The following is a 16768-nucleotide window of genomic DNA, read 5'->3' as shown; positions in this document are numbered from 1 at the left end:
CCCCAGAACAGCGCGGGGTTGCTGGTCATGACCTGCGGGCCCGGCTGGATGTTGTGGATGGTCATCGCACCCACCATCAGCGCCATCACCGCGTTGGGCGGAATGCCCAGCGTCAGCAGCGGGATGAAGGAGGTCTGGGCCGCGGCGTTATTGGCCGATTCCGGACCTGCCACGCCCTCGATGGCGCCCTTGCCGAACTCATGCGAGTACTTCGAGGTTTTCTTTTCCAGCGAGTAGGCCGCGAACGAAGCCAGCGCAGCACCACCGCCCGGCAGGATGCCCAGCGCGGAGCCAAGGAACGTGCCGCGCAACACGGCAGGCGCCATGCGCCTGAAGTCGGCCTTGGTCGGCCACAGGTTGGTGACGTGATCGGTGAAGGTCTCGCGGTGCTCCTTCTGTTCCAGGTTGGCGATGATCTCCGCGAAGCCAAACATGCCCATGGCCAGCGCGACGAAGTCGACGCCATCGGTCAGTTCCGGAATGTCGAAGGAGAAGCGCGCCGCGCCCGAATTCACGTCGGTTCCGACCAGGCCCATCAGCAGCCCCAGCACGATCATGGCTACCGCCTTGGGCAGCGAGCCCGAGGCCAGCACCACGGCACCGATCAGGCCCAGCACCATCAGCGAGAAGTACTCCGCGGGCCCGAACTTGAACGCCAGTTCCGACAGCGGCGTAGCAAATGCGGCAAGGATCAGGGTAGCCACGCAGCCGGCAAAGAACGAGCCCAGGCCGGCGGTGGCCAGCGCCACGCCCGCTCGCCCTCGCCGTGCCATCTGGTAGCCGTCGATGGTGGTCACCACGGACGACGATTCGCCCGGCAGGTTGACCAGGATGGCGGTGGTGGAGCCGCCGTACTGCGCGCCGTAATAAATACCGGCCAGCATGATGAGCGCGGCCACCGGCGGTAGTGTGTAGGTCACCGGCAGCAGCATGGCGATGGTGGCCAGCGGCCCGATGCCGGGCAGCACGCCGATCAGCGTTCCCAGCAGGCAGCCGAGGAAGCAGTAGCCAAGATTTTGCAGTGTCAGCGCCGTGGAGAACCCAAGGGCCAGGTGTTCGAATAGTTCCATGAGGCTGTCTCCCTCGCCTGCAGTGAAACCCGGGCGGAGCATCCGCCGTAAGGCGGAGTCCGCATGCCAGGCCGCGCGCTGTGTTTTGAATTGGCGCGCGAATCGGAGGACGCCGGCGCAGCGGGTCGCTGTGCAGGTTTCCCCCGCAGATCGTCATCGACAGCAGGTGCGCGCACGTCGGGCGCGCCTCAATGGCTTACCAAGCACGGTAGGCTTGCGTGCTTTCATCCGGCTTTCAGCGGACGCCGCTGCGGGTATGTCCCGATGCATTCCGATGCGCCGCGAGTGGCGCTTGCGGTTCCCGCATGACCGAAACACCGACGCCCCGCGCAAAAGACGGGGCGTCGTCACATTGCCGGCCGCCAGCCAGCCAGCCAGCCAGCCAGCCAGCCCGGCAGGCTGCCCTTCCGCTTACTGCTTCATTGCATCCTTGCCCATGGCATCCTTGCTCATGCTGTCCTTACTCATGCTGTCCTTGCCCGCCTTGTCCTTGCTCATCTTGTCGCTGCTCTTCTTCGTCTTGTCCTTGCTCATCGCGTCCTTGTTCATGGTGTCCTTTGCCATGCTGCTGTCGTTGGCCATGGGAGCGGCATCCTTCTTCATGGCGTCCTGGGCGAAGGCGTGGCCCGCAAACAGCATGGTGGTTGAGAGCAGGGCGGTTGCGAACAGTTTGTTCATGGTGTTCTCCTTGGGCTGATAGCCGGTGTGCAAGCCGGCACCATGCCGGCCAATTTCAAGCGGATCAGGATCCGCCGAACCAGTTGTATCCCTGGTCTTCCCAGTAACCGCCGGGATACGTGTTGGTGACGTACAGCGCCATGATGTGCTTGGGGTTCTTGTAGCCAAGCTTGGTCGGCATGCGCAGCTTCATCGGAAAGCCGTACTTGGGCGGCAGTGTCTGCCCGTCGTAGGTAAAGGTCAGCAGCGTCTGCGGGTGCAGCGCGGTGGGCATGTCGATGCTGGTGAAGTAATCGTCGGCGCAGCGAAAGCCCACATACTTCGCGCTGGTGTCGGCGCCCACGCGATGCAGGAACTCGGAGAAGGGCGTGCCGCCCCACTTGCCGATGGCGCTCCAGCCTTCCACGCAGATATGCCGGGTGACCTGCGAGGTTTGCGGCAGCGCGTAGAGCTGCTCGAGCGTCCAGGACGCCTTGCGTGCCACCAGGCCACCCACTTCCAGGCGGAAGTCGCCGGCGTCGACCTCGGGCACTTCGTCTTCGCCGTAGAAAGCATTGAACGGGAAGGGCCGCGTGATGCGGGATTCGTCGTAGGTAGGCGCGAGCCGGCCGGGATCGAACAGCCAGCCTTGCACGCGATCGTTGAAGCGCGATACCGCGTTAAGGAAGCGTTCCACCGAGGCATCGTCGGTCAGGCTGCAGCCGGTCAGCATCGACAGGCCGCCCAGCGTGACGGCGCGCTTGGCGAACAGGCGGCGCGAGGGCATATCGAGTTCGCGCACGGCATCGTGCAGGATCAGGTTCCGGTCGAGCGTGACGATGGGTTTGGGTTTGTTCATGGTGATTCTCCGCGAGGCGGCTCTCTGGATTCGGCGGGATGGCGTTCAGTGGCCGCGCAGCATGATCAGCAAGGTCCGCGGCACCAGCGCAACCATGGCCACATGCACGGCGGTGAACAGCACAATGGCGCTCATGCACACGAAATGGACCCAGCGCGCGGCGTCGTAGCCGCCCATCAGCTCGCGCAGCAGCGGGAATTGCACCGATTTCCAGATCGCCAGGCCGGACAGCACCGTCAGCACGATGACCAGCACCACGCCGAGATACATGGCCTTCTGGGCCGCGTTGTATTGGGCCAGGTCCGGGTGCGCCAGCCTGCCACGCAGCGCCGCGGCCACATCGCGCAATGCCTCGCGCACCGACAGCGGCAGGAAGCGGCGGCGGAATCGTCCGGTAATGACGTTCATCAGCAGGTAGAACAACCCGTTGGCGACCAGCAGCCACATGGCCGCGAAGTGCCATTGCAGCGCGCCGCCCAGCCATCCGCCGAGCGTGATGCCCTTGGGGAAGTGCAGGCCGAACAGCGGCGATGCGTTATAGATGCGCCAGCCGCTCATCACCATGATGATGATGGCGATGGCGTTGAGCCAGTGGGTCAGGCGTACCCATGCCGGCTGGATGGGGGCGGACGCATGTCCGTGGCGGCCGGGCGCGGGCCGCGATAGCTGGGAGGCAGTATCCACCGTCGTTCTCCAATGTTCCCGTGGCGGCAGCGCGTGCTGATGCAAACGGTTTGTGTGCCTTTGTCGACGGTGGCGGCACGAACTTACACGCGAAACGGGAAATTTTTCTGGCACGCGGGCGCGTCGGCAATGGGTATCCCAAAAGTCACTCGGCTGGCTCGGCAGAAGGAAGAACGGACTGTCGGGCGACGCATGGGCGGCTACCCACGCTTCACAGTAGCACCGTGCCGGCGGGACACCAAAGGTAATCCCTGCCTGGCCGCTCCGGCCTGGGAAGTCCGGCCGCGGGTGCCGCTACAATGCTGGCGGGCAGCGCGCCCAACGCAACGCTGCGCGTGCTGGCTTCGGCCGCGCCGCGCCATCCGTCTCCCAGCCACCATCCACGGACCCAGGATCTCCGCATGCCTCTGACCGCCGAGCAGCTTATCGAATACATGGACTTCGCCACTGGCCTTGCGCAGGCGGCGGGAAACGCCAGCCTGCCGTACTTCCGTAGCGCGCCTGCGGTGGAGGACAAGGGCGGCCGCCGCTTCGATCCGGTCACCGAGGCCGACAAGGCGGCCGAGCGCGCCATGCGCGACCTGATCCGGGCACGGTATCCGGAGCACGGCATCCTGGGCGAGGAAGAAGACCGCGTGGCCGGCAGCTCGCCACTGACCTGGGTGCTCGACCCCATTGACGGCACCCGTGCCTTTATCACCGGGCTGCCGCTGTGGGGCACGCTGATCGCGCTCAACGATGGCCAGCGTCCGGTGCTCGGCATCATGGACCAGCCGTTCACGCGCGAGCGCTTCAGCGGCGACGGCCGGCAGGCCTGGCTTAACGGCGAGCTTCTGCGTACGCGGCCTTGCGCCGACCTGTCGCAGGCCAAGGTGATGTGCACCACGCCGGAAATGTTCGACGATGCGGCGCAGTTCGCCGCGTTCCGCCGCGTGGCCGATGCCGCCAGGATGCAGCGCTATGGCGGTGATTGCTACGCCTATTGCATGGTCGCCGCGGGCCATGTGGATGCGGTGGTGGAAGCCGGCCTGAAGGCCTACGATGTGCAGGCGCTGATTCCCATCGTGGAAGGCGCCGGGGGCGTCGTGACGAGCTGGACCGGCGGCGACGCACAGCAGGGCGGCACCGTGGTGGCCTGCGGCGACCGGCAATTGCACCAGCAGATACTGGCGCTGCTGAATGCGCCTGTCTGATCACGTCGAAGGCCGCGTGTGAGGATGCAGGGCTTGCTATCATGCTGGCCGCGACATCCGGCGCGGGAAAAGCCATCCCGACCCGGACTTAACTATGCAGTAGGGAAGAAACCAGAAACATGATGTCAAACGCTTGCGGCCTCGATTTCGGCACGTCCAATTCCACGGTGGGCTGGTGCCGGCCGGGACAACCCACGCTGTTGCCGCTGGAAGATGGCAGGTTCACGCTGCCTTCGGTGATCTTTTTTCATTCGGAGGATCCGCTGGTCAGCTACGGCCGGGCCGCGCTCGGCGACTACCTGGCAGGCTATGAAGGCCGGCTGATGCGCTCGCTGAAGAGCCTGCTGGGCACTTCGATGATGGAAGACAGCACCGAAGTCATGGGCCAGGCCATGCCTTTCCGCAAACTGCTGTCGCATTTCATCGGCGAACTCAAGCAGCGCGCGGAGACCTCGGCCGGCGCGGGTTTCGACAAGGTCGTGCTGGGGCGCCCCGTGTTCTTCATCGACGAAGACCCGAAGGCCGACCAGCTTGCCGAGCAGACGCTGCGCGAGATTGCCGCGGACGCCGGCTTCAAGGACATCGAGTTCCAGTACGAGCCGATTGCCGCGGCCTTCGACTACGAAGCCACGATCTCCCGCGAGGAACTGGTGCTGGTGGCCGACATCGGTGGCGGCACCTCGGACTTCTCGCTGGTCCGCCTGTCGCCAGAGCGCGCCGGCAAGACCGACCGCCGTGGCGATATCCTGGCCAATGGCGGCGTGCACATCGGCGGCACGGATTTCGACAAGAGCCTCAGCCTGGCGAGCGTGATGCCGTTCCTGGGGCTGGGCAGCGAACTGCGCAACGGCAAGGCGATGCCTTCGGGGCAGTATTTCGACCTGGCCAGCTGGCACACCATCAACCTGGTGTACACGCGCAAGGCGTGGTCGCACGTGATGGACAACTATCGCGATGCGGCCGACAAGGTAAAGCTCGACCGCCTGATCAGCCTGATCAAGCAGCGCGCCGGCCACTGGCTGGCGATCCAGGTGGAAGCGGCCAAGATTGCCTTGTCGGGCGAAGCACAGACGCAACTCGACCTGGGACGTATCGCGCCGGGAGAAACCATGGCGATCACCCGGGTGGACTTTGACCAGTCCATCGGCAAGCTGGTCGGCAAGACCGAGGTAACGGTGCAAGCGATGCTGCGCGATGCGGGCGTGCAGGCTGACGCGATCGACACGGTGTTGTTTACCGGCGGCTCGAGCAGCGTGCCCCTGCTGCGCGAGCGGCTGTCCGAACTGATCCCGGGGGCGCAGCGGATCGAGGGCGATTTGTTCGGCGGCATTGGCTCCGGCCTCGCGCTGGATGCGCGCCGCAAGTTCGGCTAAGCGCTTCGCGTCCGGCAGTGACCCAATGAAGGCCGGCGCCGCGCGCCGGCCTTCATGCGTTCATCCCCTCATGCTAATGTCCCATCTTCGCGAATACGCGCTTTCGAAGAGGCACCACATGCATGCGGGTATCGTCGAAGCCAGCTACGGCTCCGATCCGGTCGGTCTGGTCAGCGGCTTCCGCTTCCTGCCCGGCGAGCCGGGCCAGCCCATGGATTCCGCCGCCGCGGCCATGTGGCTCAAGCAGCCCCCGCCGGGCGACGAGTTTCTCTGGCTGCACTTCAACCTGTCGCACAGCGCCTGCGAGCGCTGGCTGAAGAACCAGCTCGACCTGCCAGAAGGTTTTTTCGAAGCACTGCGCGAAGGCTCGCGTTCCACCCGCATCGAGCGGCTCGACGTGGCGCTCCTTGCGGTGGTCAACGACGTGATCTACAACTTCGGCGTGAGTTCCACCGACATCTCCACGCTATGGGCCTGCGCCGACCGCCGCATCCTGGTGACGGCGCGCATGAAGCCCTTGCGCTCGGTCGACCAGTTGCGCGCCTCGGTGCGGCAGGGCGAGCTGTTCCACACGCCGCTGGCGCTGCTGGTGCATTTGCTGCGCGACCAGGCCGATGTGCTGGTGCGCATCGTGCGCGAAACCAGCGGCACCGTGGACCAGGTCGAGGATCGCCTGCTCTCGCAGCGCCTGCATGGCAACCGCGCCGAACTCGGCTCCATGCGGCGCGGACTGGTGCGCCTGCAGCGGCTGCTCGCGCCCGAGCCCGGCGCGCTGTTCCGCCTGCTCAACCGACCGCCGGCGTGGCTGCAGGAGCAGGATATCCAGGACCTGCGCGACTCGACGGAAGAGTTCTCGCTGGTGCTCAACGACCTGGCGGCGCTGGTCGAGCGCATCAAGCTGTTGCAGGAAGAAATCGCGGCCAAGCTCAACGAGCAGACGAACCGCACGCTGTTCACGCTGACGCTGGTCACCGTGCTGGCGTTGCCGATCAATATCGTGGCGGGTTTCTTCGGCATGAATGTGGGCGGCATTCCGCTGGCCGATCATCCGCACGGCTTCTGGGTGCTGGTGGTGCTGGTGGCCAGTTTCACCGTGCTGGCCGGCCGCTGGGCTTTCCGCAAGCAGGGGGATTACTAGCGTCCCGGGGACGGATTTCATGCGGGCGTCATAACCTGCTGCTAGCCTGCCAGGCACCGCGTTGTTGCGAACAGGAGTGAGCGATGAGACCAGACGAGAACGAGCTGATTCGGCGCATCCACCGCGAGGTGGCCGATCACTATGATGAAGAACTCGAACTGGAGCTGGAAGACCACCATGTCGATACGCTGTTCGGCGAGGGCGGCGGCGGGCTGGACGATGAAGAGCGTGCCGCGCGCCGACAGTATTTCCGCGAACTGTTCCGCCTGCAGGGCGAACTAGTCAAGCTGCAGAGCTGGGTGGTGGAGACCGGCCACAAGGTCGTGATCCTGTTCGAGGGGCGCGACGCGGCGGGCAAGGGGGGCGTGATCAAGCGCATCACCCAGCGGCTCAACCCGCGCGTGGCCCGTGTGGCCGCGCTGCCCGCGCCCAACGATCGCGAACGCACGCAATGGTATTTCCAGCGCTATGTCTCGCACTTGCCCGCGGCGGGGGAGATCGTGCTGTTCGACCGCAGCTGGTACAACCGCGCCGGCGTCGAGCGCGTGATGGGCTTCTGCACCGACGACCAGTACGAAGAGTTCTTCCGGTCGGTGCCGGAGTTCGAGCGCATGCTGGTGCGCTCGGGCATCCAGGTCATCAAGTACTGGTTCTCGATCTCGGACGAGGAGCAGCACCTGCGCTTCCTGAGCCGCATCCACGATCCGCTCAAGCAGTGGAAGCTCAGCCCGATGGATCTCGAATCCCGCCGGCGCTGGGAGGACTACACCCGTGCCAAGGAAATCATGCTGGAGCGCACGCATATCGACGAGGCACCGTGGTGGGTGGTGCAGGCGGTCGACAAGAAAAAGGCGCGCCTTAACTGCATCCATCACCTGCTGCGGCAGATGCCTTACGAGGAGCGCGCGCAGCCGCCCGTGGTGCTGCCGCAGCGCGAGCGGCACGAGGACTACATGCGCCAGCCGGTGCCGGACACCATGATCGTGCCGGAAGTCTATTGATCATCCGGGCAGGGCCGCGCCAGCATTGCCCTGCCCGATCTCCGGGCGAGGCGGAAGCCTGCGCTTCCGTCTCGCCTCAGTCCGTCTTCTTCGCTTGCCGCAACTCGGCCTCGCGCCGCGGCCTGGCTTCGATGATCTTCCGCCGGCGCTTCTTCTTGAGTGCCTTCCACGCCTTGCATTCCGGGCGCGTGCGCAGGCAGCCCCTGCAGTAGCCGGTCGCGTCGTCGAACTTGCAGATCTTGATGCAGGGCGATTTCACATTCATGTGGCGCTCCCGCAATCGGCGCGCCGGAGGATGAAGTCGGCGACATCGTCGCGCACCGGGGCCAGCCAGTGCAGCGGGTCGGAGAAGGCACCGATCAGTAAGGTGTGGGAGAGCCGCGCATAGCTGCGGTACTGCACAGGCACGCCGTTGCGCTCCAGGCGCTGGGCCATTTGCGCTGAGTTGCGCTGCGGGTTGACCAGGCGGTCGCCTTCGTCCACGCCGATAAAGGCGGCCGGCGAACGCGCGTCGGCATGGTCGATAGGCTGGGAGCCGGGCGGGTAGTCGGGGTGATGGAACACCGGTTTCGCCTGCGGGTTGACGATCGGCAGGAAATCGTAGGGCCCGGCCAGCCCGATCCAGCCGCGCAACTGGCCGGGGCTCAGGTCGACGCGGGCAAGCCAGCGCGCATCGAGCGCGAGCATGGCGGCGTTGTAGCCGCCCGCGCTGTGTCCCATCACGAACAGCCGTTGCGGATCGCCGCCGTATTTGGCGATCTCGCGCCGTGTCCAGGCGACGGCACGGGCGTTGTCCACCAGGAAATCCGGATAGCTGACCTCGGGGTAGAGTCGATAGTCCGGAATCACGGTCAGGATGCCGCGCGCGGCCAGGGCTGCCGCGACGAAGGCGTAGTCGGCCCGCTCGCCGCTGTTCCAGGTGCCGCCGTAGAAGAACACCACCACCGGCGCCTTGCCGGAGCAGGCCGGCTCGCGGGGCGCATAGATGTCGAGCTTGCCGCGCGCGCCGTCGGCATAGGGCACGCTGGCGGTGAGGGCATAGGCATTGCTTTGGGTCAGGCCATTCAGCACGTCCGACGTGGAGCACGCGCCCAGCCCCATCAGCGGCAGCACCGGCAGCAGTGAAAGAAAGCGCGGTCTGGGCATGGGCTAGGCTTCCTGGCAGGTGATTTTTTCAAGCGCCGCCGGTCATTCTTGCATATACCTTGCATAGACGTACGGTGTCCCCTTGTTGTAGCGCGCCGCGGGGCCTGGCGCCACGGGTTTGCCGTGCCAGCCTGCCCGCGCGGACCTGCGGCCGGCGTCCTTTCGTGAACGCGCTCGCCATGGGAGATATCGCTTGTTCGGCACCTGGGCATGGATCATCGGCGCGCTGCTTGTCGCCATCGGGCTGATCGGCTCGGTGGTGAAGCGCCTGCCCATTTCGTTCTCCGCGCTTTACCTGCTGTTCGGCATGTTGCTGGGCCCGTTCGGCTTCGGTCTGATCCATTTCGATATCACCCGTCGCGAGCATGTGGCGGTGCTGGAGATCGTTACGGAAATCGCCCTGCTGGTCTCGCTGTTCGCGGTGGGTTTGCGCTTGCGCGCGCATCCGCGCGATCGCATCTGGCGCCTTCCGCTGCGGCTGGCCACGCTGGGCATGTTGCTCACCATTGCCATGCTGGCTGTCATCGGGATCTGGGCAATGGGGCTGCCGCCCGGCGTGGCATTGCTGCTGGCGGCTATCCTGGCGCCCACCGATCCGGTGCTGGCTTCCGATGTGCAGGTCGACGACACGCAGGACCGTGACCGGACGCGGTTCAGCCTGAGCGGGGAGGGCGGGCTGAACGATGGCGCCGCCTTTCCCTTCGTCATGCTGGCGCTTAGCCTGCCGGGCGCTGCCTGGCTGCGCTGGCTATGGCTCGACCTGCTGTGGGCCACGCTGGCGGGGCTGGCGGTGGGCTGGGGGCTGGGCTGGCTGTGCAGCCGCGTGGTGCTGGCGCTGCGCAAGCGCCTGGGCGGCGCCCTGGGGATGGAGAGCTTCTTCACCATCGGCCTGATCGGGCTGGCTTACGGCACCGCGCTGGCGGTGCATGGCTATGGCTTCCTGGCGGTGTTCGCCGCCGGCATCGCCATGCGTCACGTCGAACACGAGGAGAACCAGGACGTCGCGCCCGACGAAGTGCTGGGCGCAATGACGCCTGCCGAACATGAGCGCGTGGCCGTGCACCAGGACAAGGCCGCCGCTTACCTGGCGCATACCGTCAGCGAGTTCTCGCTGGACCTGGAGCGGCTCGCCGAGCTTAGCGTGATGGTGGTGGTGGGCGCCTTGCTTTCCACGCGGCTGCTGCGCGGGGAATACCTGGCCCTGGGGCTCGCGCTGATCCTGGCCGTGCGTCCGCTTGCCGTCGCGATATCCACCATCGGGGTCGCGCTGCAGCCAGCGCAGCGGCGGCTCATTGCCTGGTTCGGCGTGCGCGGCATCGGCTCGGTCTATTACCTCGCCTTTGCCCTGGCGCACGGCGCCGATCCCCGCTACGTGGCCCTGCTGGCCGACGCCACGCTGTGCGTGGTGGTGCTGTCGGTGGCCCTGCATGGTTCATCGGCGACGCCGCTGATGGCCATGTACCGGCGCTGGCGCGGTGCCGCCAAGGCCTGAAGCCGCCGGCTTCGCGGCCACCTCCTGCACGATTGCGCGGTCCGCGCCGTGCCCATGCCAGGACGGTTTGCACGCTCTGCGATGACGCCGGTTCCTAAAGCTCTTGTCCCCGGATGCCGATATTTGTGCTGGCCCCGGCATCTTCCGCCGGTGCCGGCGCCCAAAGAACAAAAATCGGAGCTTTCAGTATGACGGGAACCACTTTCCGCCTCCGCGCAGGCTTGCTCGCAGCATGGCTTGCCGCCGCCTCGGTCGCCGCCTGCGGCGGCGGTGGCGATGCACCCGCTACCAGCCAGACGGCCGCGCCGGTCAGCAGCGTACCCGCTGCGCCCGTTGTGCCCTCTGTGCCCGCGGTGCCGGTCATGCCGGCCCTCGCTCCGGCCTGCAACGGCTGCAGCGCCGCGGACGGCAGCAATTACTCGGGCTCGGGTGTCGGCGTCTGGTCGGCCTCCAATACCACCGGCGCCGCAGCCGATCTGCCGATTTCCATCGGTGGCGTGAGCGGAAAATCGGTGACGCTGCTCTACACCAATGGCGCGGCCGAGCAAGCCATGCCGGCGCTGTCGCTGTCGGTCATCCAGTCCGAACTGGCCAATCTCTCGATCCAGTCGGCCGAGTCGTTGTCGTCCACGCAGGACGAGCGCACGCGGCGCGATATCGCCGAGTTCAATCGCGCCGGCTGGGCGGCACTGGCCGGCGGCAAGCGCGTTGCCAGCTTTTCCGAGATGGCGCCGCCGCCGCCGCACGCTTCCGCGCTCAATTCCACGAAGACCTGGTATCACACTGACGGCACGCGCCGCCTGGCTACGCTGACCCAGCAACTGCCTGCAAGCGATGGGACGGTCGTCAACATCTGGGTGGAAAACGCCGAAGCGTCCAACATCGGCAGCCCAATCGTCAACGATCTGCTCACCAGTTTCGTCGGCGCCGGCGGCATCTACGACATGCTGACCCAGGTCGGCGGCCCGCTGTGGGGCGCGCACAGCTACAACAACCTGATTGCCGCCAGCGGCCAGCCGATCGATATCGTCATCCTCAACTTCGACAAGAATGGAAAGGCGGGCGGTACCGTGGGTTATTTCTGGGGACTGCATAACCTGACGGCTGCCTCGGATGCGCGCAGCAACGAATCGCTGTCGCTCTATCTCGACTCCGAGACGCTCCAGCTGGCCGGCGCAGCAGGCATGAAGGCAATGAAGATGACCATGGCGCATGAGGGAATGCATATGCAGAACTTCTATCGCCGCGGCGTCAAGGCCGGTCAGAAGTATGCATTCGATACCTGGCTGGAAGAAATGTCCGCGATGATGATGGAGGACTTCGCCAGCTACAGCATCGATTCCAGCTATAACGCGATCCGTGACGTGCGCTTCCTCGACTACCTGTCGCAAGGCAATGGCAACTTCAACTGCAATCTGCTGCAGTTCACCGGTTTCGGCGCGACCTGCGAGAGCTATTCGGTGTCGGGCAGTTTTGGCGGCTTCCTCGACCGGCAGCTTGGCCTGGCCTTCTACAAGGATCTGCTGAACCGCACCAGCAGCATGGATTCGAAGACCGTGCTCGACCAGGCCATCAAGGCGGCGCGTCCGGACTCCGGCTTCGACCAGGAACTGTTGCGCTGGACCGTCACCAGCAACTCGCTGATGCCCGCGGCCTCGTCGCCGGCGCGATACGGCTACCCGGCCCGCGTCGACGGCGGCTTTACGCTGCCGCTGATCGATCCGGACCTGGCCAAGTACCGCTCGGTGCGCAAGCTGCCCAGCGCGGTTGCCGCCACGCTGCAGCCGTACGGCAGCTTCCCGGTAGTCCGCGGCAATGTGGGCACGACGTACAGCGAAACGGTGCGCGTGCCGGCTGGCACCACGCTGTCCGTAGTGGTGTACTGATACTGAGCGCGCAACGCGCGGACACGCCGGATCGCCTCCGGCGGCCCCCGGGCGGCGGCATCCGCCGCCCGGCCCGCCAACCCATCGAACCTCATGCACCGAATCCTGATCCTGATTGCCGCACTGTCCGTCGTGCTTGCCGCGTGTGTGCATGCGGTGCCCGCCGGCAGGTCCATTGCGTTGACGGGCACGGTCATGGTCAAGGGCAGCGCGCTGTTCCAGCAGCCTATGCTGGTTACCGCCGACGGCGAGGCATGGGTTCTCGAAAAATTCCCCGTGGAACAGGCCCAGGCCCTGGGCAGCCAGCGGGTGACAGTAACCGGCGTGGTGCTGCGCGCAAACCAGCCAGGCACCTGGGCGCCGGCCATTCGCGTCGAACATGTGGACGCCGCGCCGGGCGCACCTTGGCGGTAGGCGGACGCCGGCAGGCTGCAAGATCCTGATGGCGCACATGAAGTCTTTTGACTGACTCGCACAAAGCACGTCTCCCCCGTGCGGGCGCGGCAACGCTATCCTTGCCGCTGTCTTTCCGCGCCTCCCAGCCTTATGACCTTCGTCGTTACGGATGCCTGCATCCAGTGCCGCTACACCGACTGCGTCGATGTCTGCCCTATGTCGTGCTTGCACGAAGGGCCGAATTTCCTTGTGATCAACCCCGACGAATGCATCGATTGCTCGATGTGCGTGCCCGAGTGTCCCGTGGGCGCGATTTACTCGGACGAGGATCTGCCAGCCGGCCAGCAGCATTTCCTGGCCCTCAACGCTGAACTCTCGCGCCAGGCTGGCTGGAAGCCGCTGCTCAAGGCCAAGGGCCCGCTGCCCGGGCACGAACAATGGGCCGGGCGGGACAACAAGCTGCCCATGCTGCTCAAGGATGCCGCGCAGTCCTAGCCCTGGCCGCGTCCCCCGGCGTCCTCGGGAAAGGCTTCGTCCAGCGTCAGTATCGTGCCGGTCAGGCTGCCGTCGTAGCCGGGCAGGGCATCCACCACCTGCCGGAAGCTGCCGCTCCTGAGCGCCGCCACGGCGCCGGCAAGCGCCGGGCTCTGCAGGCGCTCCCGCTCGATCGCAAAGAAATACCGCTCCTTGAGCACTGGCACGAAATCCAGCCCGAAGCGCCGCGCCGCCGTTTCCACGCCGAACCCCGCATCGGCCATGCCACTGCCGATATAGGCAGCCACCGCCGCATGGGTGAACTCGCCATTGCTATAGCCCTCGATCCGGCTGCTGTCGATGCCGCGTGCTTCCAGGATCAGGTCCAGCAACAGCCGCGTGCCGGAACCGGTCTGCCGGTTGACGAAGCGCACATCGGCGCGGCACAGGTCCTGCAGCGTGTTGACCTCCAGCGGATTGCCGGGGCGCACGAAGATGCCTTGCGAGCGCACCGCCAGGTGGATCAGCAGATGCGTCTCCGGGCGGATCCACGTGGCGAAGCGATCCAGCGTCTTTTGCTCGAACTCGCCGATCGGGACATGAAAGCCTGCTATATCGCAAGCGCCCTGCGCAAGTGCCGCAACCGCCTCAAGGCTGCCGCAATACTTCAGGTCGTGGCGAACCTGGTGCGCATCCAGGAAATCGTGCAACGCGGCCACCGCGAAACCATGACTGGCGTGCAGCCGCAGCGTGGGGCCTGACTGGTCGACCAGCTTCTTCAGCTCTATCTCCAGTTCCGACGCCAGGCTTTCCAGCGTGGGGGACAGCCGCGCGGCAATGCGTTTGCTGGCCCACACCAGTTGCTGGGCCAGTGGCGAGAGCGCCGTGCCGCGACCCCGTGTCTTGGCAATCAGCGCGCCGCCGAACAGCGCCTCCGCATCGCGCAGGATGCCCCAGGCGTAACGGTAGGACAGCCCGGTTGCCTGCGCCGACTGGCTGATGCTGCCGGTGCTTTCAATCAGACCCAGCAACGCTCAAAGAGGCAGATAAACCGAAAAAGGCCAGCTAAAACAGCAAGGCGACATGGCTTATGCCCGTTCAGTGCCCCCAAGATATGAAAAAAATAGCATATATAGTGGCAGCCGGAAACCGGTTTGCCGCGCCCCGCAGCAGTTCCTGGCCAGACGCGCAAGCCAATGCGCCACACCGTCTGCCCCCGGCCCCGGACTTTGGGTCCATTTTTAGCGCCGGGCCGTGCTGCGTCACCAGGAGACCCGATGTCCTCACCAGCTGCTGAAGCCCGGCGCGACCGGATCGCGCACATCGTAGCCACGCGCCGCGACATGCCGGGCGCCTTGTTGCCGATCCTCCACGAGATCCAGGACGCGGTAGGCTACGTGCCCGCCGACGCCCTGCCCGAGATCGCCCGCGCGCTCAACCTGTCGCGCGCCGAGGTACACGGCGTGGTCACCTTCTACCATCACTTCCGCGACAGCAAGCCGGGCCGGCATGTGATCCAGGTCTGCCGTGCCGAAGCGTGCCAGTCGGTCGGCAGCGAGGCGCTTGCCGCCCACGCCGAGCGCGTGCTGGGCTGCGGGTTTCATGAAACCACCGCCGATGGCGAGTTCACGCTGGAGCCGGTCTATTGCCTGGGCCAGTGCGCCTGCGGCCCGGCCGTGATGGTCGGCGAGCAACTGGTAGGCCGCGTGACGCCGCAGCGTTTCGATGCTTTGGTCAAGGCTTGCGCGGATGCGTCGCAGGATCGGGCAGCGGAGGTGCAGGCATGAGCGTGACCGTCTTCGTTCCCCGCGATTCCAGCGCGCTCGCCATGGGCGCCGACGACGTGGCGCGCGCCATCGCGCGCGAAGCCGCGGCGCGCGGCGCCACCGTGGAGCTGGTGCGCAACGGCTCGCGCGGCATGTTCTGGCTGGAACCGCTGGTCGAGGTGCAGACCGCCGCCGGACGCGTGGCCTATGGTCCGGTCACGCCGGACGATGTCGCCGCCTTGTTCGACGCCGGCTTCCTGGCGGGCGGGGCGCACGCGCTGGCGCTCGGCCCCACCGGGGAGATCCCTTTCCTCAAGGGGCAGGAGCGCCTGACCTTCGCCCGCATGGGCATTACCGATCCGCTCTCGCTGGATGACTACATCGCGCATGAGGGCTACGCCGGCCTGACCCGCGCGCTGGCGCTGGACGGTGCGCAGATCGTGCGCGAAGTGACCGATTCCGGACTGCGCGGCCGCGGCGGCGCAGCCTTTCCCACCGGCATCAAGTGGCAGACCGTGCTGAACGCGCAGTCACCCACCAAATACGTGGTCTGCAACGCCGACGAGGGCGACTCGGGCACCTTCTCAGACCGCATGGTGATGGAAGGCGATCCTTTCATGCTGATCGAGGGCATGACCATCGCCGGCCTCGCGGTGGGTGCGCAGCACGGCTATATCTACGTGCGCTCGGAATATCCGCACGCCATTGCCATGCTGGAAGCGGCCATCGGCATCGCCCATGCCGCCGGGTGGCTGGGCGACGATATCCGCGGCAGCGGCCGGCGCTTCCACCTGGAGGTGCGCAAGGGCGCGGGCGCCTATGTGTGCGGCGAGGAAACGGCGCTGCTGGAGAGCATCGAAGGCAAGCGCGGCGTGGTGCGCGCCAAGCCGCCGCTGCCGGCGATCGAAGGCCTGTTCGGCAAGCCCACCATCATCAACAACGTGATCTCGCTGGCCACCGTGCCGCTGATCCTCGCGCGCGGCGCGCAGTTCTACCGCGATTACGGCATGGGCCGCTCGCGCGGCACGCTGCCGTTCCAGATCGCTGGCAATGTGCGGCAGGGCGGGCTGGTGGAGAAAGCCTTCGGCGTGACCCTGCGCGAGCTGCTGGAGGACTATGGCCAGGGCACGCGCAGCGGGCGGGCGATCCGCGCGGTGCAGGTGGGCGGTCCGCTGGGCGCCTACTTGCCGGTTTCGCGGCTGGATACGCCGATGGACTACGAAGCGTTCGCGGCCTTCGGCGCGGTGCTGGGTCACGGCGGCATCGTGGTGTTCGACGACACCGTCGACATGGCGAAGCAGGCGCGCTACGCGATGGAGTTCTGCGCCATCGAATCCTGCGGCAAGTGCACGCCGTGCCGGATCGGCTCGACGCGCGGCGTCGAAGTGATCGACAAGATCATCGCGGGCGACCAGCCGGTCAGGCACGTGAAGCTGGTGCGCGACCTGTGCGACACCATGCTGGGCGGATCGCTGTGCGCCATGGGCGGCATGACGCCGTACCCGGTGCTGTCGGCGCTCGACGGATTCCCGGAAGACTTTGGCGTGGCCGTGCCAGCCAAGGCTGCGTGAACGCAGCGCTACGGCATACCGAACCGGCGCTGCCTCTGCGCCCTCTGAATCACCAGTACGCG

At 66.2% G+C, this 16768-nt stretch carries 16 protein-coding genes and 1 pseudogene; 10 read left to right on the top strand and 7 right to left on the bottom strand.

Features of this window, described 5'->3' with window-relative positions; genetic code table 11:
- From AC1DN0_RS05090 to AC1DN0_RS05075, 4 genes are all read right to left on the bottom strand, one after another.
- Positions 1 to 1070 (bottom strand): tripartite tricarboxylate transporter permease (locus AC1DN0_RS05090; protein ID WP_477145579.1); only part of this gene is annotated, 1070 nt, incomplete at its 3' end.
- Positions 1071 to 1481: 411 nt separating this feature from the next.
- Positions 1482 to 1748: a pentapeptide MXKDX repeat protein gene (locus tag AC1DN0_RS05085; RefSeq protein WP_441626568.1), complete on the bottom strand. Its 267-nt coding sequence runs from the start codon at positions 1746 to 1748 to the stop codon at positions 1482 to 1484.
- 64 nt (positions 1749 to 1812) lie between these two features.
- Positions 1813 to 2586, bottom strand: coding sequence for a molybdopterin-dependent oxidoreductase (locus AC1DN0_RS05080; protein WP_441626566.1), 774 nt, complete (start codon positions 2584 to 2586; stop codon positions 1813 to 1815).
- A 45-nt stretch (positions 2587 to 2631) separates the two neighbouring features.
- Positions 2632 to 3270 carry a cytochrome b/b6 domain-containing protein gene (locus AC1DN0_RS05075; RefSeq protein WP_441626564.1) on the bottom strand — a complete coding sequence of 213 codons (639 nt, stop codon included), beginning with the start codon at positions 3268 to 3270 and terminating at the stop codon, positions 2632 to 2634.
- A gap of 401 nt (positions 3271 to 3671) precedes the next feature.
- Here AC1DN0_RS05075 and hisN point away from each other — a divergent pair, with 401 nt between their 5' ends.
- The 4 genes from hisN to ppk2 all read left to right on the top strand — a co-directional run bounded on the left by hisN (position 3672) and on the right by ppk2 (position 7975).
- Positions 3672 to 4463 (top strand): histidinol-phosphatase, encoded by a 792-nt coding sequence (gene hisN / locus AC1DN0_RS05070; RefSeq protein ID WP_441626562.1) that lies wholly within the window; start codon positions 3672 to 3674, stop codon positions 4461 to 4463.
- Between the two features lie 119 nt (positions 4464 to 4582).
- The gene (locus AC1DN0_RS05065; RefSeq protein ID WP_441626560.1) at positions 4583 to 5836 is read left to right on the top strand and encodes an Hsp70 family protein; all 1254 of its coding nucleotides are present in this window, start codon (positions 4583 to 4585) and stop codon (positions 5834 to 5836) included.
- A gap of 118 nt (positions 5837 to 5954) precedes the next feature.
- Positions 5955 to 6974 carry a transporter gene (locus AC1DN0_RS05060; RefSeq protein WP_441626558.1) on the top strand — a complete coding sequence of 340 codons (1020 nt, stop codon included), beginning with the start codon at positions 5955 to 5957 and terminating at the stop codon, positions 6972 to 6974.
- A gap of 83 nt (positions 6975 to 7057) precedes the next feature.
- A complete protein-coding gene (gene ppk2 / locus AC1DN0_RS05055; protein ID WP_428180675.1) occupies positions 7058 to 7975 on the top strand; it encodes a polyphosphate kinase 2 in 918 nt (305 codons plus the stop codon).
- A 76-nt stretch (positions 7976 to 8051) separates the two neighbouring features.
- On the opposite strand, the gene AC1DN0_RS05050 is transcribed toward ppk2, so the two are convergent.
- Together AC1DN0_RS05050 and AC1DN0_RS05045 are read right to left on the bottom strand one after the other, a co-directional pair.
- Positions 8052 to 8240, bottom strand: coding sequence for a DUF1289 domain-containing protein (locus AC1DN0_RS05050; RefSeq protein WP_441626556.1), 189 nt, complete (start codon positions 8238 to 8240; stop codon positions 8052 to 8054).
- Entirely contained in the window at positions 8237 to 9121 is an 885-nt protein-coding gene (locus tag AC1DN0_RS05045; RefSeq protein WP_441626554.1) for an alpha/beta hydrolase, read from the bottom strand. The genes AC1DN0_RS05050 and AC1DN0_RS05045 overlap by 4 nt, the downstream gene beginning before the upstream one ends.
- 193 nt (positions 9122 to 9314) lie before the next feature.
- On the opposite strand from AC1DN0_RS05045, the gene AC1DN0_RS05040 reads away from it, so the two are divergent.
- The 4 genes from AC1DN0_RS05040 (at position 9315) to fdxA (ending at position 13390) form a co-directional block, all read left to right on the top strand.
- Positions 9315 to 10613, top strand: a complete 1299-nt coding sequence (locus tag AC1DN0_RS05040; protein WP_441626552.1) for a cation:proton antiporter — start codon at positions 9315 to 9317, stop codon at positions 10611 to 10613.
- Positions 10614 to 10801: 188 nt separating this feature from the next.
- A complete protein-coding gene (locus AC1DN0_RS05035; protein WP_441626550.1) occupies positions 10802 to 12499 on the top strand; it encodes a M30 family zinc metallopeptidase in 1698 nt (565 codons plus the stop codon).
- Between the two features lie 93 nt (positions 12500 to 12592).
- Positions 12593 to 12913, top strand: a complete 321-nt coding sequence (locus tag AC1DN0_RS05030) for a hypothetical protein (RefSeq protein ID WP_441626548.1) — start codon at positions 12593 to 12595, stop codon at positions 12911 to 12913.
- Between the two features lie 132 nt (positions 12914 to 13045).
- The gene (gene fdxA / locus AC1DN0_RS05025; protein WP_441626546.1) at positions 13046 to 13390 is read left to right on the top strand and encodes a ferredoxin FdxA; all 345 of its coding nucleotides are present in this window, start codon (positions 13046 to 13048) and stop codon (positions 13388 to 13390) included.
- Here fdxA and AC1DN0_RS05020 read toward each other — a convergent pair.
- A pseudogene (locus AC1DN0_RS05020) lies at positions 13387 to 14403 on the bottom strand (substrate-binding domain-containing protein); the annotation flags it as partial. The gene fdxA and the pseudogene AC1DN0_RS05020 overlap by 4 nt on opposite strands.
- 243 nt (positions 14404 to 14646) lie before the next feature.
- On the opposite strand from AC1DN0_RS05020, the gene AC1DN0_RS05015 reads away from it, so the two are divergent.
- Positions 14647 to 15156 carry a formate dehydrogenase subunit gamma gene (locus tag AC1DN0_RS05015; RefSeq protein WP_045236679.1) on the top strand — a complete coding sequence of 170 codons (510 nt, stop codon included), beginning with the start codon at positions 14647 to 14649 and terminating at the stop codon, positions 15154 to 15156.
- Positions 15153 to 16706, top strand: a complete 1554-nt coding sequence (locus tag AC1DN0_RS05010) for a formate dehydrogenase beta subunit (protein WP_441626542.1) — start codon at positions 15153 to 15155, stop codon at positions 16704 to 16706. The genes AC1DN0_RS05015 and AC1DN0_RS05010 overlap by 4 nt, the downstream gene beginning before the upstream one ends.
- Positions 16707 to 16768 lie beyond the last annotated feature (62 nt).

It is taken from the genome of Cupriavidus sp. 05N39 (genome assembly GCF_056397325.1).
The sequence above is the reverse complement of the archived record's forward strand: the minus strand, read 5'-3'. Positions and strand labels throughout refer to the sequence as shown.

Coding starts and splice junctions, on each gene's coding strand:
- fdxA (WP_441626546.1), top strand. CDS start 13,046: ATGACCTTCGTCGTTACGGATGCCTGCATCCAGTGCCGCTACACCGAC.
- AC1DN0_RS05085 (WP_441626568.1), bottom strand. CDS start 1,748: ATGAACAAACTGTTCGCAACCGCCCTGCTCTCAACCACCATGCTGTTT.
- hisN (WP_441626562.1), top strand. CDS start 3,672: ATGCCTCTGACCGCCGAGCAGCTTATCGAATACATGGACTTCGCCACT.
- AC1DN0_RS05030 (WP_441626548.1), top strand. CDS start 12,593: ATGCACCGAATCCTGATCCTGATTGCCGCACTGTCCGTCGTGCTTGCC.
- AC1DN0_RS05035 (WP_441626550.1), top strand. CDS start 10,802: ATGACGGGAACCACTTTCCGCCTCCGCGCAGGCTTGCTCGCAGCATGG.
- AC1DN0_RS05045 (WP_441626554.1), bottom strand. CDS start 9,121: ATGCCCAGACCGCGCTTTCTTTCACTGCTGCCGGTGCTGCCGCTGATG.
- AC1DN0_RS05050 (WP_441626556.1), bottom strand. CDS start 8,240: ATGAATGTGAAATCGCCCTGCATCAAGATCTGCAAGTTCGACGACGCG.
- AC1DN0_RS05015 (WP_045236679.1), top strand. CDS start 14,647: ATGTCCTCACCAGCTGCTGAAGCCCGGCGCGACCGGATCGCGCACATC.
- AC1DN0_RS05065 (WP_441626560.1), top strand. CDS start 4,583: ATGATGTCAAACGCTTGCGGCCTCGATTTCGGCACGTCCAATTCCACG.
- AC1DN0_RS05010 (WP_441626542.1), top strand. CDS start 15,153: ATGAGCGTGACCGTCTTCGTTCCCCGCGATTCCAGCGCGCTCGCCATG.
- AC1DN0_RS05060 (WP_441626558.1), top strand. CDS start 5,955: ATGCATGCGGGTATCGTCGAAGCCAGCTACGGCTCCGATCCGGTCGGT.
- AC1DN0_RS05080 (WP_441626566.1), bottom strand. CDS start 2,586: ATGAACAAACCCAAACCCATCGTCACGCTCGACCGGAACCTGATCCTG.
- ppk2 (WP_428180675.1), top strand. CDS start 7,058: ATGAGACCAGACGAGAACGAGCTGATTCGGCGCATCCACCGCGAGGTG.